Raw genomic sequence first — 22,362 nt, forward strand, 5'->3', positions numbered from 1 at the left:
GGCGTCACTGAACAGTCGGACAGAACGGAACAAAACACCCTACGAAGGGCGGTCACATGCGGCCGCGCTCAGATGAGGGCGCGGCGCTCGCCGATTCGGCGGGCATGGCGTGCCGGGGCCGGCCCTTGGTCGAGATCTGCCCCACGAGCTCCCAGAAACAGACCAGGGCGGTGACGGGCGGAATCCCGAAGATCACTAAGGACAGCAGTGCATGCGAGGAGTGGCTGATGCACAGCCCCACCGCCACGACGGAGGCGACCAGCACGACACACCAGGACCGCCGCGCGCTCCGGCGCTGCGCGGTGGCCCGCAGGACGGACAGCGCCGCCACGAACCACGGGCCGTAGACCGTCAGCGGCCAGTACCGCGCCAGCCCCCCGGGGAGCACCGACGAGGCGATGCCGCGCAGCTGCGCATAGGAGTAGCAGACGGACCAGGCCAGCATGGACACCGCGCACAGTGAGACCGCCACGATCAGGAGCGTGATGTGGGTGACGCTCCGGCCGCCGTCGAGCAGGTGGGAGCCGTGCCGGACCCGCCGGCGGCTGCCCCGGCGCTGGGACGGCACGTCCACCAGGGTGGGGGCCGCGGCCGCAGCGGTCGGTGCGGACAGTATCTGCGCCAGCTCCTCGACCGGGTCCCAGTCGTTCGGTGCGACGTCCGACTCCGGGACACCCCAGGCGTGGTCATAGAGACCGGGATGGTCGTAGAAGCCGGTGTGGTCGTAGAACCCCGGACCCGGGTCGTGCTGAATCCCGTCCATCGATTAACCTCCGCACCCTGTCTCAGAACGCTGCGTACAGATCCGCCAGGGTCCGCCTATATTCTTTTTCCATCGCATTGATTCTCGTCAGGAAATCATCGAGCAGGTCCGAGCATGAGGTGATATCCATACCACCGGGCCAACGCAGCACGGTTGTCGGATGATCTTCGGCTGCGCACCAGTCCAATCGCGTCACGGTCACCTAACGACCGTCACACGGGGCGGGAGTTGGAGCGTTCGGGGGAATTTAGTCACCCGGAAGAGAAGTTATAGAATACCTACCGATTTACAATTGAATAAATTGTGAATATGCGCGGGATCACGCTCCGTGAATAGCGGAATTAGATGAATGACGATCTGACCGGTGCGGCGGCCGGGGCGCGGGAGCCGGTGAGGAGGACGCCGCAGGTCAGAAGTCGGCCGGCGGGTCCTCTCCCACGCGTCCGTCGATCGACTCCCGGATCAGGTCGGCCTGTCCGACGTGCCGGGCGTACTCCTCGATCATGTCGGCCAGCAGCCGGCGCAGGCTGGGCCGCGCGCCGCTGCGGGAGGTGTACGCGATCAGGGCACCGGCGTCCCCGTCGGCCGCCGCCCGCCGTATCGCGGCCCGGGACCGGGCCACCGCCGCCTCCCACAGCCCGTACAGCTCCTCGGGGCTGTCGGCGGCGGCCGATCCCCACTCCCAGTCGGGCTCGGCGTCCCAGTCCACCGCGTCCCACGGGGCGGGGAGCTTCTCGCCCAGCAGCCGCACGGTGAAGTACTGGTCCTCCACCAGGGCGAGGTGCTTCAGCAGCCCGCCGAGGGTGAGCGCGGAGGGCGCGAGCCGATGTCCGAGCGCCGCCCCGTCGAGCCCCTCGCTCTTCCAGGCGAAGGTGCGCCGCTGCCGCTCCAGGGATCCGATCAGGGTGTCGAGTTCCGTTCCGGCGACGGGCGGTTCCCACCAGACGGCCGACCGGGTGTCATCAGTCATGCCCCTAAAGCTACGACCCGCCACTGACAACGGCCCCCGAACCGCTGGTCGTTCAGTTCCCGTTGGCGGCCAGCAACTCCCTTACGCAGCGCCGCAGCCAGGCGTGTGCGGGGTCGGCGTCGTGGCGCGGGTGCCAGGCCAGGCCGAGGGGGATCGGCGGCAGCGGCAGGGGGACTTCGAAGGTGGCGAGGCCCAGGGCGGTGGCCAGCGGGACTCCCCAGGAGCTGATCAGGCCGATCAGGTCGGAGTCGCGCAGCACGAAGAGGGAGGCCGGGAAGGTGCCGACGGTCCCCACCACATCGCGTTCCAGGCCGAGTTCGGCCAACGCGGCGTCGACGGGGCCGTGCAGCTTGCCGCGCCGCGAGACGTTCAGGTGACCGGCCGCGGTCGCGTACCGCTCGGGCGTCAGATCGCCGGCCAGCAGCGGGTGTCCGGACCGTACGACGCCGAGCATGCGGTCCTCGTGGAGCTGCTCCACCCGCACCTCGGGCGCGGTGGTGTCGATCGCCCCGACCTCCAGATCGGCCGTGCCCTGCCGCAGGTACGGCAGGTCCACGTGGGCCTCGGCGAGGAAGCGGATGCGGATGCCGGGCGCCTCCGCGGCGGCCCGGGCGAAGAGGGTGGCGGCCTGGGTGCCGGCGATCGCGTCGGAGCCGATGATCGTGAACGTCCGGGAGACGGTGCGCAGATCGGTGTCCCGGCCCGGCGCGAACAGCGCCCGCGCCCGCTCCACCACCGCGCTCACCTCGGCGCGCACGGCCAGTGCGTGCGGGGTCGGCACCATCCCGCGTCCGGCCCGCACCAGCACCGGGTCGCCGAGGGCTCTGCGGATCCGGCCGAGGGTACGGCTCATGGCCGGTTCGGACAGATGCAGCCGCCGCGCGGCCCCCTGCACGCTCTGCTCTTCGAGGAGGACGTCCAGCGCGACCAGCAGATTCAGGTCGAGGCTGCCGGGGGAACCGGTGGATTGCGTCATACGCAGTCGTCCCTTGCAAAGGTTGCACTGGAAAGCAGGTCAGCGCCGACCCTACGGTGACAGGGCATCCCACACCACCCACCAGCTCCCCGGGAGGAGCCGTGCCCGCGCACGCCCTGAAACGCCCTGTCCTGCTCGTGCTGTGCGCCTGCGTGCTGGTCGCGCAGAGCATGGTCGCCGCCATCAACCTCCTCATCCCCGAACTGGCCGCGTCGGCCCTGCATCCCTCGCACAGCGAGATCCTGTGGACCGTCGACGCCTATGTCATCGCCTTCGCGGCCCTGCTCATCCCGGCCGGCGCGCTCGGCGACCGGTACGGCCGCAAGGGCGCCCTGCTCGCGGGGCTCGCCCTGTTCGCGGCGGGCGCGGCCACCAGCGCACTCGCGCCGGACCCCGCCGTACTGATAGCGGGCCGCGGCCTGTCCGGCGCCGGAGCCGCCCTGATCACCCCGGCCACCCTGTCGATCCTGGTCCACCTGTCCGCGCCCGAGCGGCGCGCCCGCGCCCTCGCCTCCTGGACCCTGGCACTGGGCCTGGGCGGCGCGGCCGGCAACCTGGGCGGCGGCCTGGTCGGCCAGTTCCTGTCCTGGCGGGCCCTGTTCGCCGCCATGGTCCCGCTGGCCGCGCTGTTCGCCCTGGCCGTCGCCGTCGTCACCCCGCGCACCGAACGCTCCGCGCACAGCAACCTCGACCCGCTCGGCACTCTGCTCCTCACGGCGGGCCTGGTGGCGGTGCTGTTCGGCATCATCGAGGGCACCACCTACGGCTGGACGTCGGCGCCCATCCTCGGCTCCTTCGCGGCGGGCGCCGTACTGACCGCCCTCTTCACCGCGCACGCCCTGCGCTCGCCGCGCCCCCTCTTCGACCCCCGCGTCTTCGCCTCCGCCCGGCTGCGCTCGGCGTCCCTCGGCACGGCGGCCGGCTTCTTCGGCCTCTTCTCCCTCTTCTTCGTCAACTCGCAGTACCTGCAGGGCGTCAAGGGCTACGACGCGGCCGTCACCGGCGTCGCGATCATGCCGCTGACGATCGGCATGGCCCTGGTCCCGAGGCTCGCCGCCCGCTGGGCGGGCCACCCGCGCGCGGTCGTCGGCGCCGGGCTCACCCTGATCGGCCTCGGGCTGCTCGGCGCGTCCACCGTCGACGCGGCCACGCCGTACTGGACGTACGCCTGCTGGCTGCTGGTCATCTCGGCGGGCACCGGTCTGTCCATGCCCGCCCTCACCCTCGGCGTGGTCAGCTCGCTCCCGCCCCACCAGGCGGGCCTCGGCTCCGGGCTCGGCACCACGGCCCGCGAGACCGGCGCGGCCCTCGGGGTCGCGGTCACCGGCACGATCCTGTCCGCGCACGGCGACCTCGCCTCCGGGATGGGCCCGGCCCTGCGTACCGTCGCGCTGCTGGTCCTCGCGGCGACGGCGCTCGTGGTGGCCGGTTACGGCCGCCGCACCCCGACACGCTCTATCGCGTCCAACTCGGAACGCGTACTATCGCGTTCTACCGACGCCTGAGCAACTCCCCGCACACTACGGCCCGTTGAGGAGCCCCCGATGCCCGCCCTCCTGAACCCCGTCCTCGACCTGCTGACCCTGCGCGGCACCGTCACCGAGGCCGAGCAGATCACCGCCCGCATGCGCCGCCTGCGCATCGACGGCGAGCAGCTCGCCGGCCTCGACGTCCGGCCCGGCCAGCAGGTCCGGGTCCTGGTCACCGGCCTGACCCTGCGGACGTACTCGGTCTGGCGCTACGACCCTTCCGGCGTCGTCGAGTTGTGCGTCCTCGACCACTCCGAGGGCGGGCCGGGCGCCCGGTGGGGCCGGACCGTCGAGGCGGGCGAGCCGGTACGGCTGCGCAGGCCCGAGGGCACCTTCACGCTGCGCCCCGACGCCGCCCACCACGTCTTCGTCGGCGACGAGACGGCCGCGGTCGCCTTCGGCGCGATGCTCGCGGCGCTGCCCGAGGAGGCCCGGATCTCCGGGTGCGTCGAGACGGAGACGGCCGCGGACCGGCTGCCCCTCCCCCACGCGGAGCGCCTCGACTGGGTGCTCAGGGCCGGGACCTCGCTGCCGGAGGCGGTACGCCGGCTCGCTCCCGAACCCGGCGGGGTCGCCTACGTCGCCGGGGAGGCGCGGGCCGTGCAGGCGGTGCGGAAGGTGCTGGTCCAGGAGGCGGGATGGGACCGGCGTGCGGTCCTCACCAAGCCGTTCTGGACGCCGGGCAAGCGCGGGATGGAGTGACTCCGCAGACGGCAACGGGCCCCGTTCCGGAGGAGTCCGGAACGGGGCCCGTGGGGTGCGGGGGGCTCAGATGAGGCCGAGGGCGCGGACCGCGTCGCGCTCCTCCGCCAGCTCCTGCACCGACGCGTCGATGCGGGCGCGGGAGAACTCGCTGATCTCCAGGCCCTGGACGATCTCGTAGACGCCGTCCTTGGTGGTGACCGGGAAGGAGGAGATCAGGCCCTCCGGGACGCCGTAGGAACCGTCCGACGGGATGCCCATGGAGGTCCAGTCGCCGTCGGCGGTGCCGTTGACCCAGGTGTGCACGTGGTCGACGGCGGCGTTGGCGGCAGAGGCCGCGGAGGAGGCACCGCGGGCCTCGATGATGGCCGCGCCGCGCTTGGCGACGGTCGGGATGAACTCCTCGGCCAGCCACTTCTCGTCGCCCACGACCTCGGCGGCGTTCTTGCCGGCGACCGTGGCGTGGAAGATGTCGGGGTACTGGGTGGCGGAGTGGTTGCCCCAGATGGTCAGGCGCTTGATGTCGGCGACCGTCGAGCCCGTCTTCTTCGCGAGCTGGGTCAGCGCGCGGTTGTGGTCGAGGCGGGTCATCGCGGTGAAGCGCTCGGCCGGTACGTCCGGCGCGGCGGCCTGGGCGATCAGCGCGTTGGTGTTGGCCGGGTTGCCGACGACCAGGACCTTGATGTCGTCCGCGGCGTGGTCGTTGATGGCCTTGCCCTGCGGCTTGAAGATGCCGCCGTTGGCCTCCAGGAGGTCACCGCGCTCCATGCCCTTGGTGCGGGGGCGGGCGCCGACCAGGAGGGCGACGTTGGCGCCGTCGAAGGCGACGTTCGGGTCGTCGGAGATGTCGATGCCCTCAAGGAGCGGGAAGGCGCAGTCGTCGAGCTCCATGGCGGTGCCCTCGGCGGCCTTGAGCGCGGGGGTGATCTCCAGGAGGCGGAGCCGGACCGGCACGTCCGCGCCGAGCAGCTGGCCGGAGGCGATGCGGAAGAGCAGGGCGTAACCGATCTGGCCGGCCGCGCCGGTGACGGTGACGTTCACGGGAGTGCGGGTCATGGCGTTCTCCGTATGACAGCTGGCGGTGGGCGTCCTTGCCCTGGGTGCCCTGGGGTGCGGACGTACAAATGATCGATCTCTTGGTATCAAGAGATCCACCGGTCAGGCTATCGCGCATCAAGGATGCCGGAGGTCGAGGGGTCCGTGTGGCTCACCCCACAAAAGAGGCGGCCGCCTGTCCGGGAGAGGGTGGACAGGGCGGCCGCCACTCGGGGGTACCGGTTTCCGGACTCCCGTGGGGGGATACACCTCGCGTGCCCAGGAAGGAGGCCGGCATTCCTGTGTTCCGCCGGTTTCTTCGCCGGCCGGCGTTGCCGCGAGGTCCGGGGGCTGCCGCCCCCGCCCCCCGCTGTCGGCCTTCGGTCTCGTCCTCGGTCGCCGGACGGGCTGTTCTGGTCACGCTTTCTACGTCGTGCACCCCTGCTGCCCCGAGGCCAGCGTCGCGCACGCCTTCGCCTGTGCCGCGTCCCGCACCGCCACCATCGGCGTGTACGCGATCGTGTCGCCGGTGGCCGTGATGGAGCCGCGCTCCGTGGTGGTCCCGGCCGTGACCCGGACCGAGTCGCCCTGGGCGGCCCCGGTGATACGGCCCCACGCGGCGCCGCAGGTCCTGCTGTAGCGGACCTCCAGGGTGGTCGCGCCGACCGCGACGGTCTTGGCGGTGGTCACGAGGTCGCCGCTGCACCCCATGGCCTCCGCGTCCTTGCCGGTGCACCCGGCGCCCGCGCACTTCACCCCGGCCGGGAGGTGGCTGCTGGTGCCGGTGGAGGGGGTGGCCGCGGCGCCGTTGCCCTGGTTCTTCTTCCCGCCGCCGTCGCCTCCGGTGAGGAAGAGGACCGCGGCGATGACCACGACCACGCCGACGACCCCGGCGAGGAACATCGTCAGCCGCCGCCTGCCGCCGCCGGGCGGGGCCGGGGGCGCGGCCGGGCCGCGGGAGCCCGTGCCCTCGCGGCGGTTCGCGTCGGGCGCCGTCGGCTGGGGCGGGATGGTGGGCGAGACGCCCGCCGGCCCGGCGATCCCCGGCATCGCCACGGCGCTGCCCGCCCGGCGCGGCGCCTTGCCGCCGGCGGCGGTCGCGGACGTGGCCGGCGGCGCCCCGAACTCCCCCAGCGCGGCCCGCGCCTGGGAGATCCGGATCGCCTCCATGGTCATGTCGTGCCGCATCTCCGAACGGCTCCAGGCCCGTTCGGCCAGCTCCCACATGGTCGTGAGGTGGACGGGATCGGTGTCGGTGACCTCGGCGAGCGCGACGACCGCGCCCTTGGGCGCCAGCAGACGGCCGTTGAGATAGCGCTCCCAGGACGTCTTGGCGTAGCCGGTGCGGTCGGACAGCGCCGCGACGCTCAGCCCGCCGCGGTCCACGAGCCGCCGCAGCTGGGTCGCGAACTCCTTGACCTGCGGATCGAGTTCATCCGGCAGGGCTTTCCAACGAGGCATTGCTTCCCCCCTCTTTCCCCCGGTCCTCTTTCCCCCGGTTCGGTGCCGTGTCTTCCTCCGCGTTTCCCCCCTGCGCGGTGCCCCGCGCCGGGTCCCCGTTCTGGCTACCCACCGGGATGCGGCGGCCCCGGCGGACAGTCCCCGAGCAGGGGGCGCACAGGAGCATCGACCCGTCCGGCATGCACCGTTGCACGCCGGCCGCCGTACGGTCCAACGGGCCGCCGACTCGTCCAGATTGGACACGTTAGCCCGGCTGTGAGTCGGCTTCGTGACATATCCGCGAACTTGTCAACACATCGACACACCGGTCATCCAGCCGTGACCTCGCAGGCCACAGGGCGCTCAGCTCACCCGAGAGCCACGGCGCCGACGACCGCCACCAGGAGCAGCACGAGCAGCAGCAGGACCGCGTACAGCAGCAGTCGGCCGTGCGGGCGGGGCGCCGGGTCCGGCTCCGGCCGGTCCCACCACGGGAGGGTCGGGTCGTCCTCGTACCCCTCCGCCTCCCCCGCGCCCGCCGGGCGGTCCGGCGCGGTCGCGGGGCGCGGCCAGGCCTGGACGGCGAGTTCCCAGCGCACGGCGTGCCGTTCGGCGTCGGCGCCGGCCAGGCCCGCGACCCGGCACAGTGCGACGACGGCCTGACGGGGCGGCGGCTGCACGGCGTTGAGATAGCGCTGCCAGGAGGACTTGCTGTACGCGGTGCGGGCGCCCAGCGCGACCAGGCTGAGACCGGTGTCGTCCTTGAGGAGCCGCAGCTGCTCCACGAAGTGCCGCACCTCCGGCGGGAGCCCCTCCGGCAGCGGCTGCCAGCCGCCCATCACACACCTCCACGGCCTGCCTCGTTGCCAGTTTGTTGCCAGTTCAGAGCGGGTGACGACGGCGGGCGTCCCGACGGTTCCCGCAGGCTGTGGCAGTACGGGCGGCCCGTGGCGGAACTGTCACATCTCTGCCACCGCCGACGGACAGCCGTTGAACAGCCGCGGCACGGTGGGAAGGCTGATTCCGGACGGCGGTCCGTCCTGCTCGGGGGAGGGGACGGGCCGCCTTTCGGACAGATCCGGCGGACGGGTCCGGTCGGTTAGGTCCCGCCGGGCAGATCCGGTCGGACAGATCCGGTCGGACAGATCACGTCGGTCAGATCACGTCGGACGCTTCCCGCCGGGCGGGTCGCCGGTCAGTTCGCCGGTCCGCCCGGGGTCACCAGCCCCGTCTCGTACGCCACCACCACCGCCTGCGCCCGGCTGCCCAGGTCGAGCTTGGTCATGGTGCGGTTGAGGTGCGTCTTCACGGTCGCCTCGCTGATGTAGAGGCGGTCGGCGATCTCCAGGTTGGACAGCCCCCGCGCGGTGAGCTTGAGGACCTCGACCTCGCGGGAGGTCAGCACGTCGAGGTCGGGCGGCGGTCCGGCGTCGGGGCCGGGGCCGTGCCGGTGGGCGAAGGCCTCGACCAGGCGCCGGGTGACGCTGGGCGCGAACAGGGCGTCACCGCCGGCCACCGCGGTGACCGCGGCCAGCAGCCGTTCGGGGCCGGAGTCCTTGAGGAGAAACCCGGAGGCGCCGGCGCGCAGCGCGCCGTACACGTACTCGTCAAGGTCGAAGGTGGTGAGGACGAGGATGCGGGGTGCGGGGCCCTCCGCCCGGGCGAGGATGCGCTCGGTGGCCTCGATGCCGTTGACCCCCGGCATCCGGATGTCCATGAGGACGACGTCGGGCCGGGTCTCGGCGGCCAGCCGCACCGCCTCCGCACCGTCCCCCGCCTCGCCGGCCACCTCGAACCCGGGGGCGGCCTCCAGCAGGCCCACCAGGCCCGCGCGGATGAGGAACTGGTCGTCGACCACGAGCACTCTGGTCATCCGGTACGGTCGTCCCCCCGCCGTGCGAGTGCGGCCGATGTCGGCAGGGTCAGCTCGACCGCGAAGCCGCCCTCGGAGCGTGGGCCGACGCTGATCGTCCCGCCGTAGAGCTTGGCCCGCTCCCGCATGCCAATCAAGCCATGTCCGGCGCCCGTTCGCACTCTGTCCGGATTCACCCCCTCTCCGTCGTCGCGGACGGACACGGTCAGCTCGTTCGTCCCGTACCGGAGCAGCACGAGCGCGTGGGCGCGGCCGGCGTGCTTGAGGACGTTGGTGAGCGCCTCCTGGACGACGCGGTAGGCGCACAGCTCCACGCCGGGCGGCAGCGGCCGGGGGTCCCCCTCGACCACGAACTCGACGGGCAGCCCGCCGGCCCGCACCCTCTCGACGAGCTCGACCAGGCGCGCCAGGGTCGGCATGGGAGCGCGCTCGGCGGCGTGCGGATCCTCGTCCCTGAGCACCTGGAGCATGCGCCGCAGCTCGTCCAGGGCCTCCCCGCTGGTGTCGGCGATGGTGCCGAGCGCCCCGCGCGCCTTCGCCGGATCGGACTCGAAGACGAATCTGGCGAGCCCCGCCTGCACGGAGATCACCGACATGTGATGGGCGACGACGTCGTGCAACTCCCGTGCGATCCGCCCGCGTTCCTCGACCACCGCCCGCCGTGCCCGCTCGGTCTGCTCGGCCCGCAGATGCCGGGTGAGCGCGGCGGACCGCTGTGCGAGATGCCCGAACCAGACCAGCACCGAGCAGTACAGCAGTGCCTGCATGACGACCGACGGCATCGAGGAGTCGTCGGTGACGATCCCCGCGTACAGCCACATGCCGGTCATGCAGGCCGCGCAGCCGACGGCGACCCGGACCGGCCGTACCGACGCGATCGTGTACAGCGCCAGCATGGAGCCGAAGGTGCACACCACGGGCCAGAAGCCGAGGCTGACGTAGACGATCGAGGCACCCTGCATGACGGCGAAGACCGCGACCGGCCACCGCCCGCGCAGGGCGACGGGCAGCTGTGCCAGCCCGATCAGCGCATACGCCCGCGCGTCCGGCTGCGGCCACCCCTGCGTGGGCGACTCCCGCCCCAGCAACACGGCCATCACGACCGTCATGCACGCGATCAGCGTGTCGACGGCGAGTGGGGGCGGGTTCCGCAGTCGCATCGCCGCAGCGTAGCCCGGGGCCCGGGGAGGGCGAGTCAATCGCCGGACGTACCGCGGAAGTTGTAGGAGGTTCAACCGGGAGTGGGATTCGCGGACGAAGCCGGCCCCCTACCTTCGAACCGGGGGAGGAGGCCCGCACCCACCGGGGGAGGTGCGGGCCCATTTCAAGCACCGGTGACATCAGCGCCCCGACAGGGGCGCGGGGCTGTGTCGCATGTGCGGCTACCGCCGCGTGGGCGCGCCCAGCCCCACGAGCCCGCACCCGCACTCACCGGGGAAGAGGCTGGCCCATTTCAAGCACCGGTGACATCAGCGCCCCGACAGGGGCGCGGGGCTGTGTCGCATGTGCGGCTACCGCCGCGTGGGCGCGCCCAGCCCCACGAGCCCGCACCCGCACTCACCGGGGAAGAGGCTGGCCCATTTCAAGCACCGGTGACATCAGCGCCCCGACAGGGGCGCGGGGAACTGCGCGAACGGCCACAGCGCACCCGCAGCCGACAACGAATCCTCAGCTCTTCATCGTGAAATGCAGCGTGTCCTTCAGATAGGGGATGACCAGCCACGGCTTCGGCTGCGCCATCAACGCCAGCAGCACGATCGCCAGCCCCAGCACCCCGTACGTCGCGATGTCCGTGAACCGCGACCGGACCGCGAGCATCCCCACGCTCGGCAGTATCCACCGCATCACCGCCCCGGCCAGCAGCGCCGCCCCGATCAGCAGCGCGCCGATCCGGAACTGGTCCAGCGAGGTCAGCAGCAGCCCCACCCCGACGGCCGCCAGCACGACCAGCATCGGCCACTGCCGGGCCGGCGCCGGCAGATCCCCCGACGCGGCCCTGCCGCCCCCTTCGGGGCGTGCCGTGTCCCGGGTGAACAGCGGGAAGCGCCGGGTCGCCCGGCGCCCCGCGCCCCGCTCGTGACCGCCGTCAGCCGACACTGCGCTCCGCCGCCTCGACCACGTTGACGAGCAGCTGGGCCCGGGTCATCGGCCCGACACCGCCGGGGTTCGGGGAGATCCATCCGGCGACCTCGGCGACCCCGGGGTGCACATCGCCGACGATCTTGCCCTCGGCGTTGCGGGAGACGCCGACGTCGAGGACGGCCGCGCCCGGCTTGACGTCCTCGGGACGGATCAGGTGCGGGGAACCGGCGGCGGCGACGATGATGTCGGCGCGCTTGAGGTGCGAGGCGAGATCGCGCGTACCGGTGTGGCACTGCGTGACCGTCGCGTTCTCGCTGCGCCGGGTGAGGAGCAGCGGCATCGGGCGCCCGATGGTCACGCCGCGGCCGACGACCACGACCTCGGCGCCCTTGATCTCGACGCCGTGGCGGCGCAGCAGGGTGAGCACGCCGTTGGGGGTGCAGGGCAGCGGCGCCGGCTCGCCGAGCACCAGCCGGCCGAGGTTCATCGGGTGCAGGCCGTCCGCGTCCTTGTGCGGGTCCATCAGTTCCAGGATGCGGTTCTCGTCGATGCCCTTGGGCAGCGGGAGCTGGACGATGTAGCCGGTGCAGGCGGGGTCGTCGTTGAGCTCGCGGACGACCGCCTCGATCTCCTCCTGGGTCGCGGTGGCCGGGAGTTCGCGCTGGATGGAGGCGATGCCGACCTGCGCGCAGTCGCGGTGCTTGCCGGCGACGTACTTCTGGCTGCCGGGGTCGTCCCCGACGAGGATCGTGCCGAGGCCGGGCGTGACGCCCTTCTCCTTCAGCGCCGCCACGCGGGCGGTCAGATCGGACTTGATCGCGGCTGCGGTGGCCTTGCCATCGAGAATCTGGGCGGTCATGGCTCCATCCTCGCGGATGCCGGTCTCCCGGTTCCAGTCGGGTGTGCGGTCATGATCAATGATGTTGCACTTGCACAACACATCGCGAATCGGGGTGGACAACAACACGCCCGTACTAAACGATGAGCGGCGCAGTATCGCGGTCCGGTGGGGGGCAAACCGCTCAGATCATGACGTACCTCCGTCCTTGTCCGCGTCGTCCCCGCAGGTCCAACGGAGGAAACGCGTCATGAGTTTCGGCTCGCCCAACAACCCCTATGGTCAGCCGCAGGACCCGCAGCAGGGTCAGCCCGGCTACGGATACCCGCAGCAGCCCGGCTACCAGCAGGCCCCGCAGGGCGTGCCGCCGCAGCAGGGCTACGGCTACCCCCAGCAGCCGGGCTACCCGCAGCAGCCCGGCTACCCCCAGCAGGGCGGCTACGGCTACCCGCAGCAGGGGTACGGCGCGACTCCGCCCTACGCGAACTGGGGTCAGCGCTTCGGTGGCACCATCGTCGACGGTCTGGTCTTCCTGGTGCCGTACATCCTGGTGATCGTCGGCCGGAACAACGGGGCGATCCGGGCGATCGGCCTCCTCGCCGTCCTCGGTGTCGCCATCTGGCAGCTGATCATGGAGGGCCGCACCGGCCAGACGGTCGGGAAGAAGGCGCTGGGCATCCGCCTGGTCAAGGAGGCCACCGGCCAGCCGATCGGCGTCGGCATGGCGTTCGTGCGCCGTATCGCGCACATCCTGGACAGCCTCGCCTGCTACCTGGGCTGGCTGTGGCCGGCGTGGGACTCCAAGCGCCAGACGTTCGCCGACAAGGTCTGCGGCACGATCGTGATCCGCAGCAACTGAGCGTTCGCCGGTACTCCAAGGGCCGTGTCCCCGCGTCGGGGACACGGCCCTGGTGTCTGCGTTCTCCGTGCGACGGCTCAGTGGAAGAAGTGCCGCGTGCCGGTGAAGTACATCGTCACGCCCGCCTTCTTCGCGGCCTCGACGACGAGTTCATCCCGGATCGATCCTCCGGGCTGCACAATCGCCTTGATCCCGGCCGCGCTCAGGACGTCGATGTTGTCCGGGAACGGGAAGTAGGCGTCCGACGCGGCATAGGAACCGCGCGCCCGCTCCTCACCGGCCCGCGCGATGGCGAGTTTGCAGGAGTCGACGCGGTTGACCTGGCCCATGCCGACGCCGACCGAGGCGCCGTCCTTGGCGAGCAGGATGGCGTTGGACTTCACGGCCCGGCAGGCCTTCCAGGCGAACGCGAGCTCGGCCAGTTCCTCCGGGCTGAGCGCCTCGCCGGTCGCGAGGGTCCAGTTGGCCGGGTCGTCGCCGTCGGCCTGGAGGCGGTCGGTGACCTGGAGCAGGACGCCGCCGTCGACGGGCTTGACCTCGACCGGGTTGGCGGGGGCGCCCGGCGCCCTCAGCACCCGGATGTTCTTCTTCTTGGCGAGGGCCTCGAGAGCCCCCTCCTCGTAGTCGGGCGCGACGATGACCTCGGTGAAGATCTCCGCGACCTGCTCGGCCATCTCCTTGCTCACCGGCCGGTTGACGGCGATGACCCCGCCGAACGCCGACAGCGGGTCACAGGCGTGCGCCTTGCGGTGCGCCTCGGCGACGTCCGAACCGACCGCGATGCCACAGGGGTTGGCGTGCTTGATGATCGCGACGCACGGCTCGTCGTGGTCGTACGCGGCACGACGCGCGGCGTCCGTGTCCGTGTAGTTGTTGTACGACATCTCCTTGCCGTGCAGCTGCTCGGCCTTGGCGAGGCCGCCACCGCTGGCGTCGACGTAGAGGGCGGCAGGCTGGTGCGGGTTCTCGCCGTAGCGCAGGGTGTTCTCGCGCTCCCAGGTGGCACCGAGGAAGTCGGGGAACTGCGACTCGTCCACGGGCGCGTACTCGGAGGCGAACCAGCTCGCGACCGCCACGTCGTACGACGCGGTGTGCTGGAAGGCCTCGGCGGCGAGCCGCTTGCGGGTGGCGAGGTCGAAGCCGCCCTCGGCGACGGCCTTGAGAACGTCGGCGTACCGCGCGGGGCTGGTGACGATCGCGACCGAGGGGTGGTTCTTGGCGGCGGCGCGGACCATGGAGGGGCCGCCGATGTCGATCTGCTCGACGCACTCGTCGGGCGTGGCGCCGGAGGCGACGGTCTCGCGGAACGGATAGAGGTTGCTGACCACGAGGTCGAACGGCTCGACGCCGAGCTCTTCGAGCTGCCGCCGATGGTCCTCCAGGCGCAGGTCGGCGAGGATGCCGGCGTGCACCCTGGGGTGCAGGGTCTTGACCCGGCCGTCCAGGCACTCCGGGAAGCCGGTGAGCTCCTCGACCTTGGTGACGGGGACGCCGGCGGCGGCGATACGGGAGGCGGTGGAGCCGGTGGAGACGAGCGCGACACCGGCCTCGTGCAGTCCGCGGGCGAGCTCTTCGAGCCCGGTCTTGTCGTAGACGCTGACGAGCGCGCGCCGGATGGGCCGCTTGTTGCTCTCGGCGGTGGCGGTCACTGGATAACTACCTTTCGTCCCTCAATGCGATAGCCGTTGCGGGCGATCCGCCCCACGACCTCGACGAGCAGCCTTCGCTCGACGTCCTTGATGCGCTCGTGCAGAGCGCTCTCGTCGTCCTCGTCCCGGACCTCCACCACGCCCTGAGCGATGATCGGCCCGGTGTCGACGCCGTCGTCGACGAAGTGGACGGTGCAGCCGGTGACCCTGGCGCCGTACGCGAGCGCGTCCCGTACGCCGTGGGCCCCGGGGAAACTAGGCAGCAGGGCGGGATGCGTGTTGACGGTCCGCCCCCCGAACCGCGCCAGGAACTCCTTGCCGACGATCTTCATGAACCCGGCGGAGACGACGAGGTCGGGTGCGTGGGCGGCCACGGCGTCGGCCAGCGCCCGGTCCCACTCCTCCCGGTTCCCGAAGTCCTTCACCCTGGTCACGAACGTCGGGATCCCGGCCCGCTCGGCACGCGCGAGCCCCTCGATGCCGGCACGGTCGGCGCCCACGGCGACGACCTCGGCGCCGTAGGCCTCGACGCCGTTCTCGGCGATCGCGTCCAGGAGCGCCTGGAGGTTGGTGCCGGATCCGGAGACCAGCACGACGAGGCGCTTGGCCACGGGCTTGGCGGCCACGGTGGGGGCCCTTTCTCGGGGGAGCGTCGGTACGGCGGCCGGACTCGTACCCGCTTTGTACATTCGTACGAGTGCTTCGCGCCCCGGGATACGGGGAAGTCTACGAAGCGGCCGACCGTCAGCAACGATACCGGCACACCGGGCGGCCCCCACGGGACGGGGGCGTGGCCGGAAGGTAGCGTCTGGGAGGTACCGAGGCGGGAACGCGTCCGGGATACGGCGCGTTCACGGAACAGGCAGTCGTTTCGGCTGCTGTGCCGATCACCCGCAGCCAGCCGCCGTATCCAGCCGTATCGAGTCCTGTCCAGCCGAATCCATTCGTATCCAGCCGTATCCAGTCGTATTCAGTCGATCCATCAGCTCTGTTCTGTTCATCTTGATCTAGGGGAAGACGCTCACTTGATGCCGGACCGCAGCCTGGGACTTCGTATGCTCCCCCCGCAGTCGGTACTGGGGGGGACGCGTTCTGCCGTGCTGCTACGGGAGCGGCCGGCGTCACCGCCGGACGCGCCCTCGGACCGGCCGAAGGGCGACCAGCAGGACGACAACCCCTTCGCCCCGCCGCCGGAGGGCACGCCGGACACGCCCTGGCGGCCGCGCCGCCCGGCCGGTGACGACGATCAGGGGGCGCCCTGGGGCAGCCAGTGGAGCGACCGCCAGCCCGGCCGGCAGCCCGGCGGGTTCGGCGAGCGTCCCGACGGCGGCCCGAGCGGCGGCGGTCAGGGCGGGCCCGGCGGGCCCGGCGGCCCCGGCATGCGCTGGGACCCGACCGACCCGGCCCAGCGGCGGGCGCGGTACGCCCTGCTGTGCGGCATGTGGGCCTTCCTCTTCGCGCTCTTCAGCTGGCCGTACGTGGCGCTGCTGCTCGGTGTCCTGGCCGTCTACTGGGGCATCAGCGCGCTCCGCGCCAAGCCCCGCACCCCCGACGAGGCCACCACCGGCCGCCCCCAGACGACGGCGGCGATCAGCGGCCTGGTCACGGCGTCCCTGGCGCTGGCCCTGGTGGCGGCGAACTTCACGGCTCAGATGGTCTACCGCGACTACTACACCTGTGTCTCGGACGCCCTCACCAACGAGGCCAAGCAGTCCTGCGACCACCTGCTGCCGCAGGAGCTGCGCAACGTGCTGGGGAGCGGGAACAGCTGACGGCACGACCGGAGGGTCAGGGGCCGTCGGTGTCCTCGGCGGCCGGTTCGGACGGCTTCCGCAACGCCGTCCAGCGGGCCCTGCGGGCCGCCTCGTCCTCCCAGAATCCGGGCAGCGGGTCCCCGGGCAGCACCTCGTGCGGCTCGGCCGGCAGCGCCTCGTACCGCTCGGACCTGTCGCCGTCGCCCTGATCGGGCGGCAGCCCGACCACCACGACCTGGGCCGAGGCCGGGGTCGGGGTCGACAGCGAGGCCGGAGCCGCGGCCGACGGCGGGTGGCTCCCCTGCTTCCTCTGCTTGCTCTGCGCCCCTCGCTTTCCCTGCTTCCCCTGTGTCCCCTGCTTCCTCCGCTTCCTCCGCTTCTCGGCGGTGTGCTCCTCCCCCGGCTCTCTCCTCGCGAAGCCCAGCCATGCGGCGAGCGAGGCGGCGCCCTCCCTCCGCCAGGCCCGCAGCCCCAGGGCTCCCGGAACGCCCACCGCGAGCAGCCAGCCGCCGGTCGCCATGCCCGTCTGCCACCAGACCGGGCCGAAGCGGGTGAGCGCGCCGACGCCCAGCGGGCCGCCGGCCAGCTCGGCGAGCGCCGCGAGCAGCAGCGCGCACAGCAGCGCCGCCAGTGCCACCACCTTGGCCGTGCGCCCGGCCGACCAGCGCCGCCTGGCCGCCCTCGCCGCCACGAACCACGCCACCGTCACCCCGGCCGCCACCGGCACCACCCCGGCCGGCCAGTTCGCCGGAGTTCCGGGACCGTGCTGCGGCACCGCCGCCAGCAGCGGGAAGGGCGGGAGCAGCGGTGCCGGATCCGAGGCCAGGGGGTTCACAAGATGCCCGGCGCCGAGCGCGAAGCCGGGGCCCGCGGCGTACGACGCCGACCACACCGCCGCGTTCGGGATCAGCGAGACGCACAGGAGCAGGACCGCGCACCGGCCCGACCAGCCCTCCGTCAGCTGGAGGAACGACGACCGGGCCGCGCCGCCGTGCCCCACCAGTGACACCGCGAGCAGCAGCGTGCCGCCCCCGAAGAACACGGCCGTCCCGGCCAGGGACGCGCGGACGGCCGTACCCCACCGCACCCGCGTGTCGTGCCCGAGCAGCAGCCGGCGTGCCGCCGCGGGCAGCACCGGCACCATTGTCAGCAGTGGTTCACGCGGACGGCCGTATGCCGTCCACACCCCGGCGCCCGCCGCGGCCGTCGCGAGCAGCGGCAGACACACCGCCACCCATGCCCACTGGGGCCGCAGTTCGCCGCCGGACGCGTAGAGAGCGGCACAGCCGCCGATGCCGAGGTAGCCGACGACGACCCCGGTCCATGCGGTACGGGCGCGGACCGGCGGCGGTACGCCGGCGTCGTCGCCGTGTGGCGCGTCCACCGCGTCCCGCGCGCCCCGGTACACCAGCAGCGCCGGCAGGGCGGGCAGCAGCAACGGCGTCACCCCGACGGGAGCCGGTACCGCCGACAGCGTGTCGGTGCGGACCAGTTCGACGCCGTGGGCGAGCAGCCACAGCGCCGCCGCGACGTGCAGCGCGCCGCCCGGACCGCTGTCGGGGTACGGCGAGCTGACCCACAGCGCGATCGCCAGGACGGCGAACGCGCCCAGCCCGAGCCCGGCAGCGAGCGCGCCGGCCGCCAGGCCGGCGGCCAGTCCTGGGGAACGGTCGCGCAATCGGCTGAGCAGAGGCGACAACGACGGTCGGCGGGACGGCAACGACGGTCGGCGGGCGGTCATCCGAATCACGACCGCCATGCTCCCAACGACACGCGCTTTCCCGTCGTAACCGGCGAACAGCCGAAGTGTCGCTCAATATATGTTTATGTGCTTTTTCATAGGGAGGTGCGCCCGATGACGCAGAGCTCTGCCCGTACCGACGAGGCCGGACCGTCCACCGCTCTGACGCCCGCTCAGGCCTTCGACGCGCTCTACGCGTTCTGCGCCCCGGCCCTGGTACGGCAGACCTACCTGCTCACCGGCCGCCGGGAGCTGGCGCAGGAGGCGGTCGAGCGGGCCTTCCAACTCGCCTGGCAGAACTGGCCGCAGGTGGCCCGCGACCGGGACCCGGCCGGCTGGGTGCGGGCGGTGGCGCACGAGTGCGCGCTCTCCCCCTGGCACCGCTTCCGCCTGCGCCACCGCCACCCCGAACCCCCGCCGGCCGACGCGGCCGACCGCGCGCTCCTGGAGGCACTGCTGAAACTGCCGTCGACGTACCGCCGCACGCTGCTGTTGTACGACGGCGTCGGCCTCGACCTGCCGGAGACCGCGGCGGAGACGGAGGCGAGCACACCGGCGGCGGCCAACCGGCTGACCCGCGCGCGGCGGCTGGTCGCCGACCGGGTGCCGGAACTCGCCGACCCCGCCGCGCTGAACCGCCGGCTCGCCGAACTGGCCTCCACGGAGCGGCTGCGGGCGGCCCAGCCGCCGCCCACGGTGCGGACCTACGCCGAACGGCAGACCCGTTTCTGGACCCGGTCCGCGCTCGCCTTCACGGCGGCGATCATCGCGGCGACGACCCTCACGTTGCGGACGGCGCCGACGCACTACGAGGCACCGATCGGTCCGGCCCAGGCGATCAGCGGGGTCCCGGCGGAGGTGGGACTGGGACCGCTGTCCGCCGGGGAGCGGTCACTGCAGGCGAAGCTGCGGAAGTCTGCCGAGAACGGACCGGAGAGACTGGTGCCGGTGGCGAGGTAGCGCGTTCGGGTGCGGGTGGGTGGGGGCTGGTCGCGCAGTTCCCCGCGCCCCTGAAGGGGCGCCTCAGCCGCGGGCAGTCGTGCCTCCCCCAGTGCCTCAAGGGCCTGGGAGGTGCCCCCAGGCGGCACGGGTGGGCGCTGGGGGTCCCCCCTCTGGGGGAGGCACCCATCCAGCGTGGCCGGCGCAAACGTCGGTAGGCCCGCCCCCACCCCGGGGACGGGCCTACCGGCGTACCTCTATGGCGTTGTTCAGCCGGCGAGGATCTCGCGCGCCAGCTTCGCCGTCTCGGTCGGGGTCTTGCCGACCTTGACGCCCGCGGCCTCCAGGGCCTCCTTCTTCGCCTGGGCGGTACCGGACGAACCGGAGACGATGGCGCCGGCGTGGCCCATCGTCTTGCCCTCGGGCGCGGTGAAGCCCGCGACGTAGCCGACGACCGGCTTGGTCACGTTCTTCGCGATGAAGTCGGCGGCCCGCTCCTCGGCGTCGCCACCGATCTCACCGATCATCACGATCAGGTCGGTGTCGGGGTCGGCCTCGAACGCGGCGAGCGCGTCGATGTGCGTGGTGCCGATGATCGGGTCGCCACCGATGCCGACGGCGGTCGAGAAGCCGATGTCCCGGAGCTCGTACATCATCTGGTACGTCAGCGTGCCGGACTTCGAGACCAGGCCGATACGGCCCGGCTTGGTGATGTCGCCCGGGATGATGCCGACGTTGGACTGGCCGACGGTGATGATGCCGGGGCAGTTCGGGCCGATGATCCGGGTCTTGTTGCCCTTCTTGCCGGCGTACGCCCAGAACGACGCCGAGTCGTGCACGGCGATGCCCTCGGTGATCACGACGGCCAGCGGGATCTCGGCGTCGATGGCCTCGACGACCGCGTCCTTGGTGAACTTCTCCGGCACGAAGATGACGGAGACGTTGGCGCCGGTGGCCTCGATGGCCTCCTTGACCGTGCCGAAGACCGGTACCTCGGTACCGTCGAAGTCGACCTTCTGTCCCGCCTTGCGCGGGTTCACGCCGCCCACGACGTTGGTGCCGTCGGCCAGCATGAGCTTGGTGTGCTTCATGCCCGTGGCGCCGGTCATGCCCTGGACGATGACCTTGCTGTCCTTGTTGAGCCAGATAGCCATGGTGTGTTGTGTCCTCGTCCTGAGTGCTTACTTGGCGGCGTTTGCCAGCTCGGCGGCCTTGTCGGCGGCGCCGTCCATGGTGTCGACGCGCTGCACCAGCGGGTGGTTGGCGTCGGTGAGGATCTTGCGGCCCAGCTCGGCGTTGTTGCCGTCGAGGCGGACGACGAGCGGCTTGGAGACGTCCTCGCCGCGGTCCTCCAGAAGCTTCAGGGCCTGCACGATGCCGTTGGCGACCTCGTCGCAGGCGGTGATGCCACCGAAGACGTTGACGAAGACCGACTTGACGTCGGGGTCGCCGAGGATGATCTCCAGGCCGTTGGCCATGACCTGGGCGGAGGCGCCGCCGCCGATGTCGAGGAAGTTGGCGGGCTTGACGCCGCCGTGCTTCTCACCGGCGTACGCCACGACGTCCAGGGTGCTCATGACGAGACCCGCGCCGTTGCCGATGATGCCGACCTCGCCGTCGAGCTTGACGTAGTTGAGGTTCTTCTCCTTGGCGGCGGCCTCGAGCGGGTTGGCCGCGGCCTTGTCGTGGAGCTCCGCCCAGTCCGCGTGGCGGAACTCGGCGTTGTCGTCCAGCGACACCTTGCCGTCCAGGGCGATGACGTCACCGGAGGCGACCTTCGCCAGCGGGTTCACCTCGACGAGGAGGGCGTCCTCCTTGATGAAGGTGTCCCACAGCGTGACCAGCACGTCGGCGACCTTGTCGGCGACCTCGGCCGGGAACTTCGCCGCGGCGACGATCTCCTTGGCCTTGGCCAGGTCCACACCGTCGATCGCGTCGATCGGGGTCTGGGCCACGGCGTCGGGGCGGGTGGCCGCCACCTCCTCGATCTCCATGCCGCCCTCGACGGAGGCGATGGAGAGGAAGGTGCGGTTGGCACGGTCGAGGAGGAAGGAGACGTAGTACTCCTCGAGGATCTCCGGGGCGGTCTCGGCGATCATCACCTTGTGGACCGTGTGGCCCTTGATGTCCATGCCGAGGATGTCCGTCGCCCGGGCGACGGCCTCGTCCGCGGAGGCGGCCAGCTTGACGCCACCGGCCTTGCCGCGGCCACCGACCTTCACCTGCGCCTTGACGACGGACTTGCCGCCCAGCCGCTCGGTGATCGCGCGCGCCGCCTCAGGCGTGTCGATGACTTCACCGGCCAGCACCGGTACATCGTGCTTGGCGAAGAGGTCCCTCGCCTGGTACTCGAACAGGTCCACGCGCTTCCGTCCCTATCAGTGATCTCGCGGTTCGTTGGATGCGTGGGCGTGCCGCGAAGGGCAACGTGACGTCCGCGTGTGTCACAAGGGGGGCGCACACGGTGTCCGAGCGCGCGGCATGTCCGTCTCGCAGATTATCGCCGCTCGCTGGGGGTCTCTAAATCGGGAGTCACACCTGAGCGGTGATACCTGTCACATGATGCCGGGTATCCCGGGTTCTCGTGGCACGGCGTGCCGTCTTGCGTGCGATGTGCGAGGCCTCACCGGGCTGGGGTTGGCCCGGTGAGGCCTCAGGCCCCTCTCGGGGATGGGCGGCCGGTCCCCGCCCCACGGGGACCGGCCGCCCGTACCGGGGGGTGGCAGACCGGCCGGACCGACGGCGTTCGGCCGTCCGGGCGACCACCCCCCGGAGTCAGACGGAGTACGTCCCGGCGTCCTGCGGACCGCCGACGCACTCCGGGCTCACGGCCTCGGGAACGAAGGAGGGAAGGGGGCCGAACAGGTGGTCGACGCCGTCCCCGGGGGCAGCCGGGGAGGCGGTGCTCTCCCTCGTCCTTTCCTTCGCCCTTTCCCTCTCCCTTGCCTTTGCCGCGCGGGCTGCCCGGGCGCCGTAGATGGCCTCGGCGGCCCGGATCTCGGCGGTGGCGGTGCGGCCTGCCTGGCCGGTGGCGGCCTCCGGTCCGGCGGCGGGTGTGAAGACGGAGCGGCGGATGTTCTTGTTCATACGTACGTCAGTCCTTCGGGGCTCCGGTGCGTTCGGGACGCGGAGCCGGGAGGCTTCCGGGGGGTGCCGGAAGCGCGGCTGGGGACATCGCCGTCCGGAAGGGGCTCGGAGGAGGAGCCGAGGGA

22 protein-coding genes are annotated in these 22,362 nt (G+C 72.0%); 5 read left to right on the forward strand and 17 right to left on the reverse strand.

Features of this window, described 5'->3' with window-relative positions; translation table 11 throughout:
• Nucleotides 1-52 precede the first annotated feature (52 nt).
• From SSP29_RS05625 to SSP29_RS05635, 4 genes are all read right to left on the reverse strand, one after another.
• A complete protein-coding gene (locus SSP29_RS05625; RefSeq protein ID WP_089099319.1) occupies nt 53-763 on the reverse strand; it encodes a DUF2637 domain-containing protein in 711 nt (236 codons plus the stop codon).
• A gap of 22 nt (nt 764-785) precedes the next feature.
• Nucleotides 786-965: a hypothetical protein gene (locus tag SSP29_RS52455; protein WP_145968854.1), complete on the reverse strand. Its 180-nt coding sequence runs from the start codon at nt 963-965 to the stop codon at nt 786-788.
• Between the two features lie 207 nt (nt 966-1,172).
• The gene (locus tag SSP29_RS05630) at nt 1,173-1,733 is read right to left on the reverse strand and encodes a mycothiol transferase (protein WP_089099320.1); all 561 of its coding nucleotides are present in this window, start codon (nt 1,731-1,733) and stop codon (nt 1,173-1,175) included.
• A 52-nt stretch (nt 1,734-1,785) separates the two neighbouring features.
• Complete coding sequence (locus SSP29_RS05635) at nt 1,786-2,709, reverse strand: LysR family transcriptional regulator (protein WP_089099321.1); 924 nt, start codon at nt 2,707-2,709, stop codon at nt 1,786-1,788.
• A gap of 101 nt (nt 2,710-2,810) precedes the next feature.
• On the opposite strand from SSP29_RS05635, the gene SSP29_RS05640 reads away from it, so the two are divergent.
• Nucleotides 2,811-4,214 carry an MFS transporter gene (locus tag SSP29_RS05640; protein WP_089099322.1) on the forward strand — a complete coding sequence of 468 codons (1,404 nt, stop codon included), beginning with the start codon at nt 2,811-2,813 and terminating at the stop codon, nt 4,212-4,214.
• A gap of 39 nt (nt 4,215-4,253) precedes the next feature.
• Entirely contained in the window at nt 4,254-4,940 is a 687-nt protein-coding gene (locus SSP29_RS05645) for a siderophore-interacting protein (protein ID WP_089099323.1), read from the forward strand.
• Between the two features lie 66 nt (nt 4,941-5,006).
• Here SSP29_RS05645 and SSP29_RS05650 read toward each other — a convergent pair whose 3' ends face one another.
• The 7 genes from SSP29_RS05650 to SSP29_RS05680 all read right to left on the reverse strand — a co-directional run bounded on the left by SSP29_RS05650 (nt 5,007) and on the right by SSP29_RS05680 (nt 12,229).
• Nucleotides 5,007-5,996 carry a malate dehydrogenase gene (locus tag SSP29_RS05650; RefSeq protein WP_089099324.1) on the reverse strand — a complete coding sequence of 330 codons (990 nt, stop codon included), beginning with the start codon at nt 5,994-5,996 and terminating at the stop codon, nt 5,007-5,009.
• A gap of 405 nt (nt 5,997-6,401) precedes the next feature.
• On the reverse strand, nt 6,402-7,436 hold the full coding sequence (locus SSP29_RS05655) for a helix-turn-helix domain-containing protein (RefSeq protein ID WP_089099325.1): 1,035 nt from the start codon (nt 7,434-7,436) through the stop codon (nt 6,402-6,404).
• Nucleotides 7,437-7,783: 347 nt separating this feature from the next.
• A complete protein-coding gene (locus SSP29_RS05660; protein ID WP_089099326.1) occupies nt 7,784-8,254 on the reverse strand; it encodes a helix-turn-helix domain-containing protein in 471 nt (156 codons plus the stop codon).
• 356 nt (nt 8,255-8,610) lie between these two features.
• Nucleotides 8,611-9,288, reverse strand: a complete 678-nt coding sequence (locus tag SSP29_RS05665) for a response regulator (RefSeq protein ID WP_089099327.1) — start codon at nt 9,286-9,288, stop codon at nt 8,611-8,613.
• Entirely contained in the window at nt 9,285-10,448 is a 1,164-nt protein-coding gene (locus SSP29_RS05670; RefSeq protein ID WP_089099328.1) for a sensor histidine kinase, read from the reverse strand. Before SSP29_RS05670 ends, SSP29_RS05665 begins: the two co-directional genes overlap by 4 nt.
• A gap of 508 nt (nt 10,449-10,956) precedes the next feature.
• Nucleotides 10,957-11,385 carry a DUF3017 domain-containing protein gene (locus SSP29_RS05675; RefSeq protein ID WP_089099329.1) on the reverse strand — a complete coding sequence of 143 codons (429 nt, stop codon included), beginning with the start codon at nt 11,383-11,385 and terminating at the stop codon, nt 10,957-10,959.
• Nucleotides 11,375-12,229, reverse strand: a complete 855-nt coding sequence (locus SSP29_RS05680) for a bifunctional methylenetetrahydrofolate dehydrogenase/methenyltetrahydrofolate cyclohydrolase (RefSeq protein ID WP_089099330.1) — start codon at nt 12,227-12,229, stop codon at nt 11,375-11,377. Before SSP29_RS05680 ends, SSP29_RS05675 begins: the two co-directional genes overlap by 11 nt.
• Nucleotides 12,230-12,458: 229 nt before the next feature.
• On the opposite strand from SSP29_RS05680, the gene SSP29_RS05685 reads away from it, so the two are divergent.
• Entirely contained in the window at nt 12,459-13,067 is a 609-nt protein-coding gene (locus SSP29_RS05685; RefSeq protein ID WP_089099331.1) for an RDD family protein, read from the forward strand.
• 77 nt (nt 13,068-13,144) lie between these two features.
• Here the strand turns inward: SSP29_RS05685 and purH are convergent, their stop codons facing one another.
• Together purH and purN are read right to left on the reverse strand one after the other, a co-directional pair.
• Complete coding sequence (purH, locus tag SSP29_RS05690) at nt 13,145-14,716, reverse strand: bifunctional phosphoribosylaminoimidazolecarboxamide formyltransferase/IMP cyclohydrolase (RefSeq protein ID WP_089099332.1); 1,572 nt, start codon at nt 14,714-14,716, stop codon at nt 13,145-13,147.
• A complete protein-coding gene (purN, locus tag SSP29_RS05695) occupies nt 14,713-15,342 on the reverse strand; it encodes a phosphoribosylglycinamide formyltransferase (protein WP_089099333.1) in 630 nt (209 codons plus the stop codon). The genes purH and purN overlap by 4 nt, the downstream gene beginning before the upstream one ends.
• A 402-nt stretch (nt 15,343-15,744) precedes the next feature.
• Here purN and SSP29_RS05700 point away from each other — a divergent pair, with 402 nt between their 5' ends.
• Nucleotides 15,745-16,488: a hypothetical protein gene (locus SSP29_RS05700; RefSeq protein WP_089099334.1), complete on the forward strand. Its 744-nt coding sequence runs from the start codon at nt 15,745-15,747 to the stop codon at nt 16,486-16,488.
• Nucleotides 16,489-16,504: 16 nt separating this feature from the next.
• On the opposite strand, the gene SSP29_RS05705 is transcribed toward SSP29_RS05700, so the two are convergent.
• A complete protein-coding gene (locus SSP29_RS05705) occupies nt 16,505-18,229 on the reverse strand; it encodes a cell division protein PerM (RefSeq protein ID WP_089099335.1) in 1,725 nt (574 codons plus the stop codon).
• Nucleotides 18,230-18,325: 96 nt separating this feature from the next.
• Here SSP29_RS05705 and SSP29_RS05710 point away from each other — a divergent pair, with 96 nt between their 5' ends.
• The gene (locus tag SSP29_RS05710; protein WP_089099336.1) at nt 18,326-19,171 is read left to right on the forward strand and encodes an RNA polymerase sigma factor; all 846 of its coding nucleotides are present in this window, start codon (nt 18,326-18,328) and stop codon (nt 19,169-19,171) included.
• 248 nt (nt 19,172-19,419) lie between these two features.
• Here SSP29_RS05710 and sucD read toward each other — a convergent pair whose 3' ends face one another.
• The 3 genes from sucD to SSP29_RS05725 all read right to left on the reverse strand — a co-directional run bounded on the left by sucD (nt 19,420) and on the right by SSP29_RS05725 (nt 22,237).
• The gene (gene sucD / locus SSP29_RS05715) at nt 19,420-20,304 is read right to left on the reverse strand and encodes a succinate--CoA ligase subunit alpha (protein ID WP_089099337.1); all 885 of its coding nucleotides are present in this window, start codon (nt 20,302-20,304) and stop codon (nt 19,420-19,422) included.
• Between the two features lie 27 nt (nt 20,305-20,331).
• The gene (gene sucC, locus SSP29_RS05720) at nt 20,332-21,513 is read right to left on the reverse strand and encodes an ADP-forming succinate--CoA ligase subunit beta (RefSeq protein ID WP_089099338.1); all 1,182 of its coding nucleotides are present in this window, start codon (nt 21,511-21,513) and stop codon (nt 20,332-20,334) included.
• 412 nt (nt 21,514-21,925) lie between these two features.
• The gene (locus SSP29_RS05725) at nt 21,926-22,237 is read right to left on the reverse strand and encodes a hypothetical protein (RefSeq protein ID WP_089099339.1); all 312 of its coding nucleotides are present in this window, start codon (nt 22,235-22,237) and stop codon (nt 21,926-21,928) included.
• Between the last annotated feature and the right edge of the window lie 125 nt (nt 22,238-22,362).

Source organism: Streptomyces hyaluromycini, from assembly GCF_002217755.1.
In the GTDB taxonomy this organism is placed as follows: Bacteria; Actinomycetota; Actinomycetes; order Streptomycetales; family Streptomycetaceae; genus Streptomyces; species Streptomyces hyaluromycini.

Excerpts from the sequence above, each read along its gene's own strand:
- SSP29_RS05625 (WP_089099319.1), bottom strand. The coding sequence starts at position 763 with ATGGACGGGATTCAGCACGACCCGGGTCCGGGGTTCTACGACCACACC.
- SSP29_RS05630 (WP_089099320.1), bottom strand. The coding sequence starts at position 1,733 with ATGACTGATGACACCCGGTCGGCCGTCTGGTGGGAACCGCCCGTCGCC.
- SSP29_RS05635 (WP_089099321.1), bottom strand. The coding sequence starts at position 2,709 with ATGACGCAATCCACCGGTTCCCCCGGCAGCCTCGACCTGAATCTGCTG.
- SSP29_RS05645 (WP_089099323.1), top strand. The coding sequence starts at position 4,254 with ATGCCCGCCCTCCTGAACCCCGTCCTCGACCTGCTGACCCTGCGCGGC.
- SSP29_RS05650 (WP_089099324.1), bottom strand. The coding sequence starts at position 5,996 with ATGACCCGCACTCCCGTGAACGTCACCGTCACCGGCGCGGCCGGCCAG.
- SSP29_RS05655 (WP_089099325.1), bottom strand. The coding sequence starts at position 7,436 with ATGCCTCGTTGGAAAGCCCTGCCGGATGAACTCGATCCGCAGGTCAAG.
- SSP29_RS05660 (WP_089099326.1), bottom strand. The coding sequence starts at position 8,254 with ATGGGCGGCTGGCAGCCGCTGCCGGAGGGGCTCCCGCCGGAGGTGCGG.
- SSP29_RS05665 (WP_089099327.1), bottom strand. The coding sequence starts at position 9,288 with ATGACCAGAGTGCTCGTGGTCGACGACCAGTTCCTCATCCGCGCGGGC.
- SSP29_RS05670 (WP_089099328.1), bottom strand. The coding sequence starts at position 10,448 with ATGCGACTGCGGAACCCGCCCCCACTCGCCGTCGACACGCTGATCGCG.
- SSP29_RS05680 (WP_089099330.1), bottom strand. The coding sequence starts at position 12,229 with ATGACCGCCCAGATTCTCGATGGCAAGGCCACCGCAGCCGCGATCAAG.
- SSP29_RS05685 (WP_089099331.1), top strand. The coding sequence starts at position 12,459 with ATGAGTTTCGGCTCGCCCAACAACCCCTATGGTCAGCCGCAGGACCCG.
- SSP29_RS05700 (WP_089099334.1), top strand. The coding sequence starts at position 15,745 with ATGCCGGACCGCAGCCTGGGACTTCGTATGCTCCCCCCGCAGTCGGTA.
- SSP29_RS05705 (WP_089099335.1), bottom strand. The coding sequence starts at position 18,229 with ATGGCGGTCGTGATTCGGATGACCGCCCGCCGACCGTCGTTGCCGTCC.
- SSP29_RS05710 (WP_089099336.1), top strand. The coding sequence starts at position 18,326 with ATGACGCAGAGCTCTGCCCGTACCGACGAGGCCGGACCGTCCACCGCT.
- sucD (WP_089099337.1), bottom strand. The coding sequence starts at position 20,304 with ATGGCTATCTGGCTCAACAAGGACAGCAAGGTCATCGTCCAGGGCATG.
- SSP29_RS05725 (WP_089099339.1), bottom strand. The coding sequence starts at position 22,237 with ATGAACAAGAACATCCGCCGCTCCGTCTTCACACCCGCCGCCGGACCG.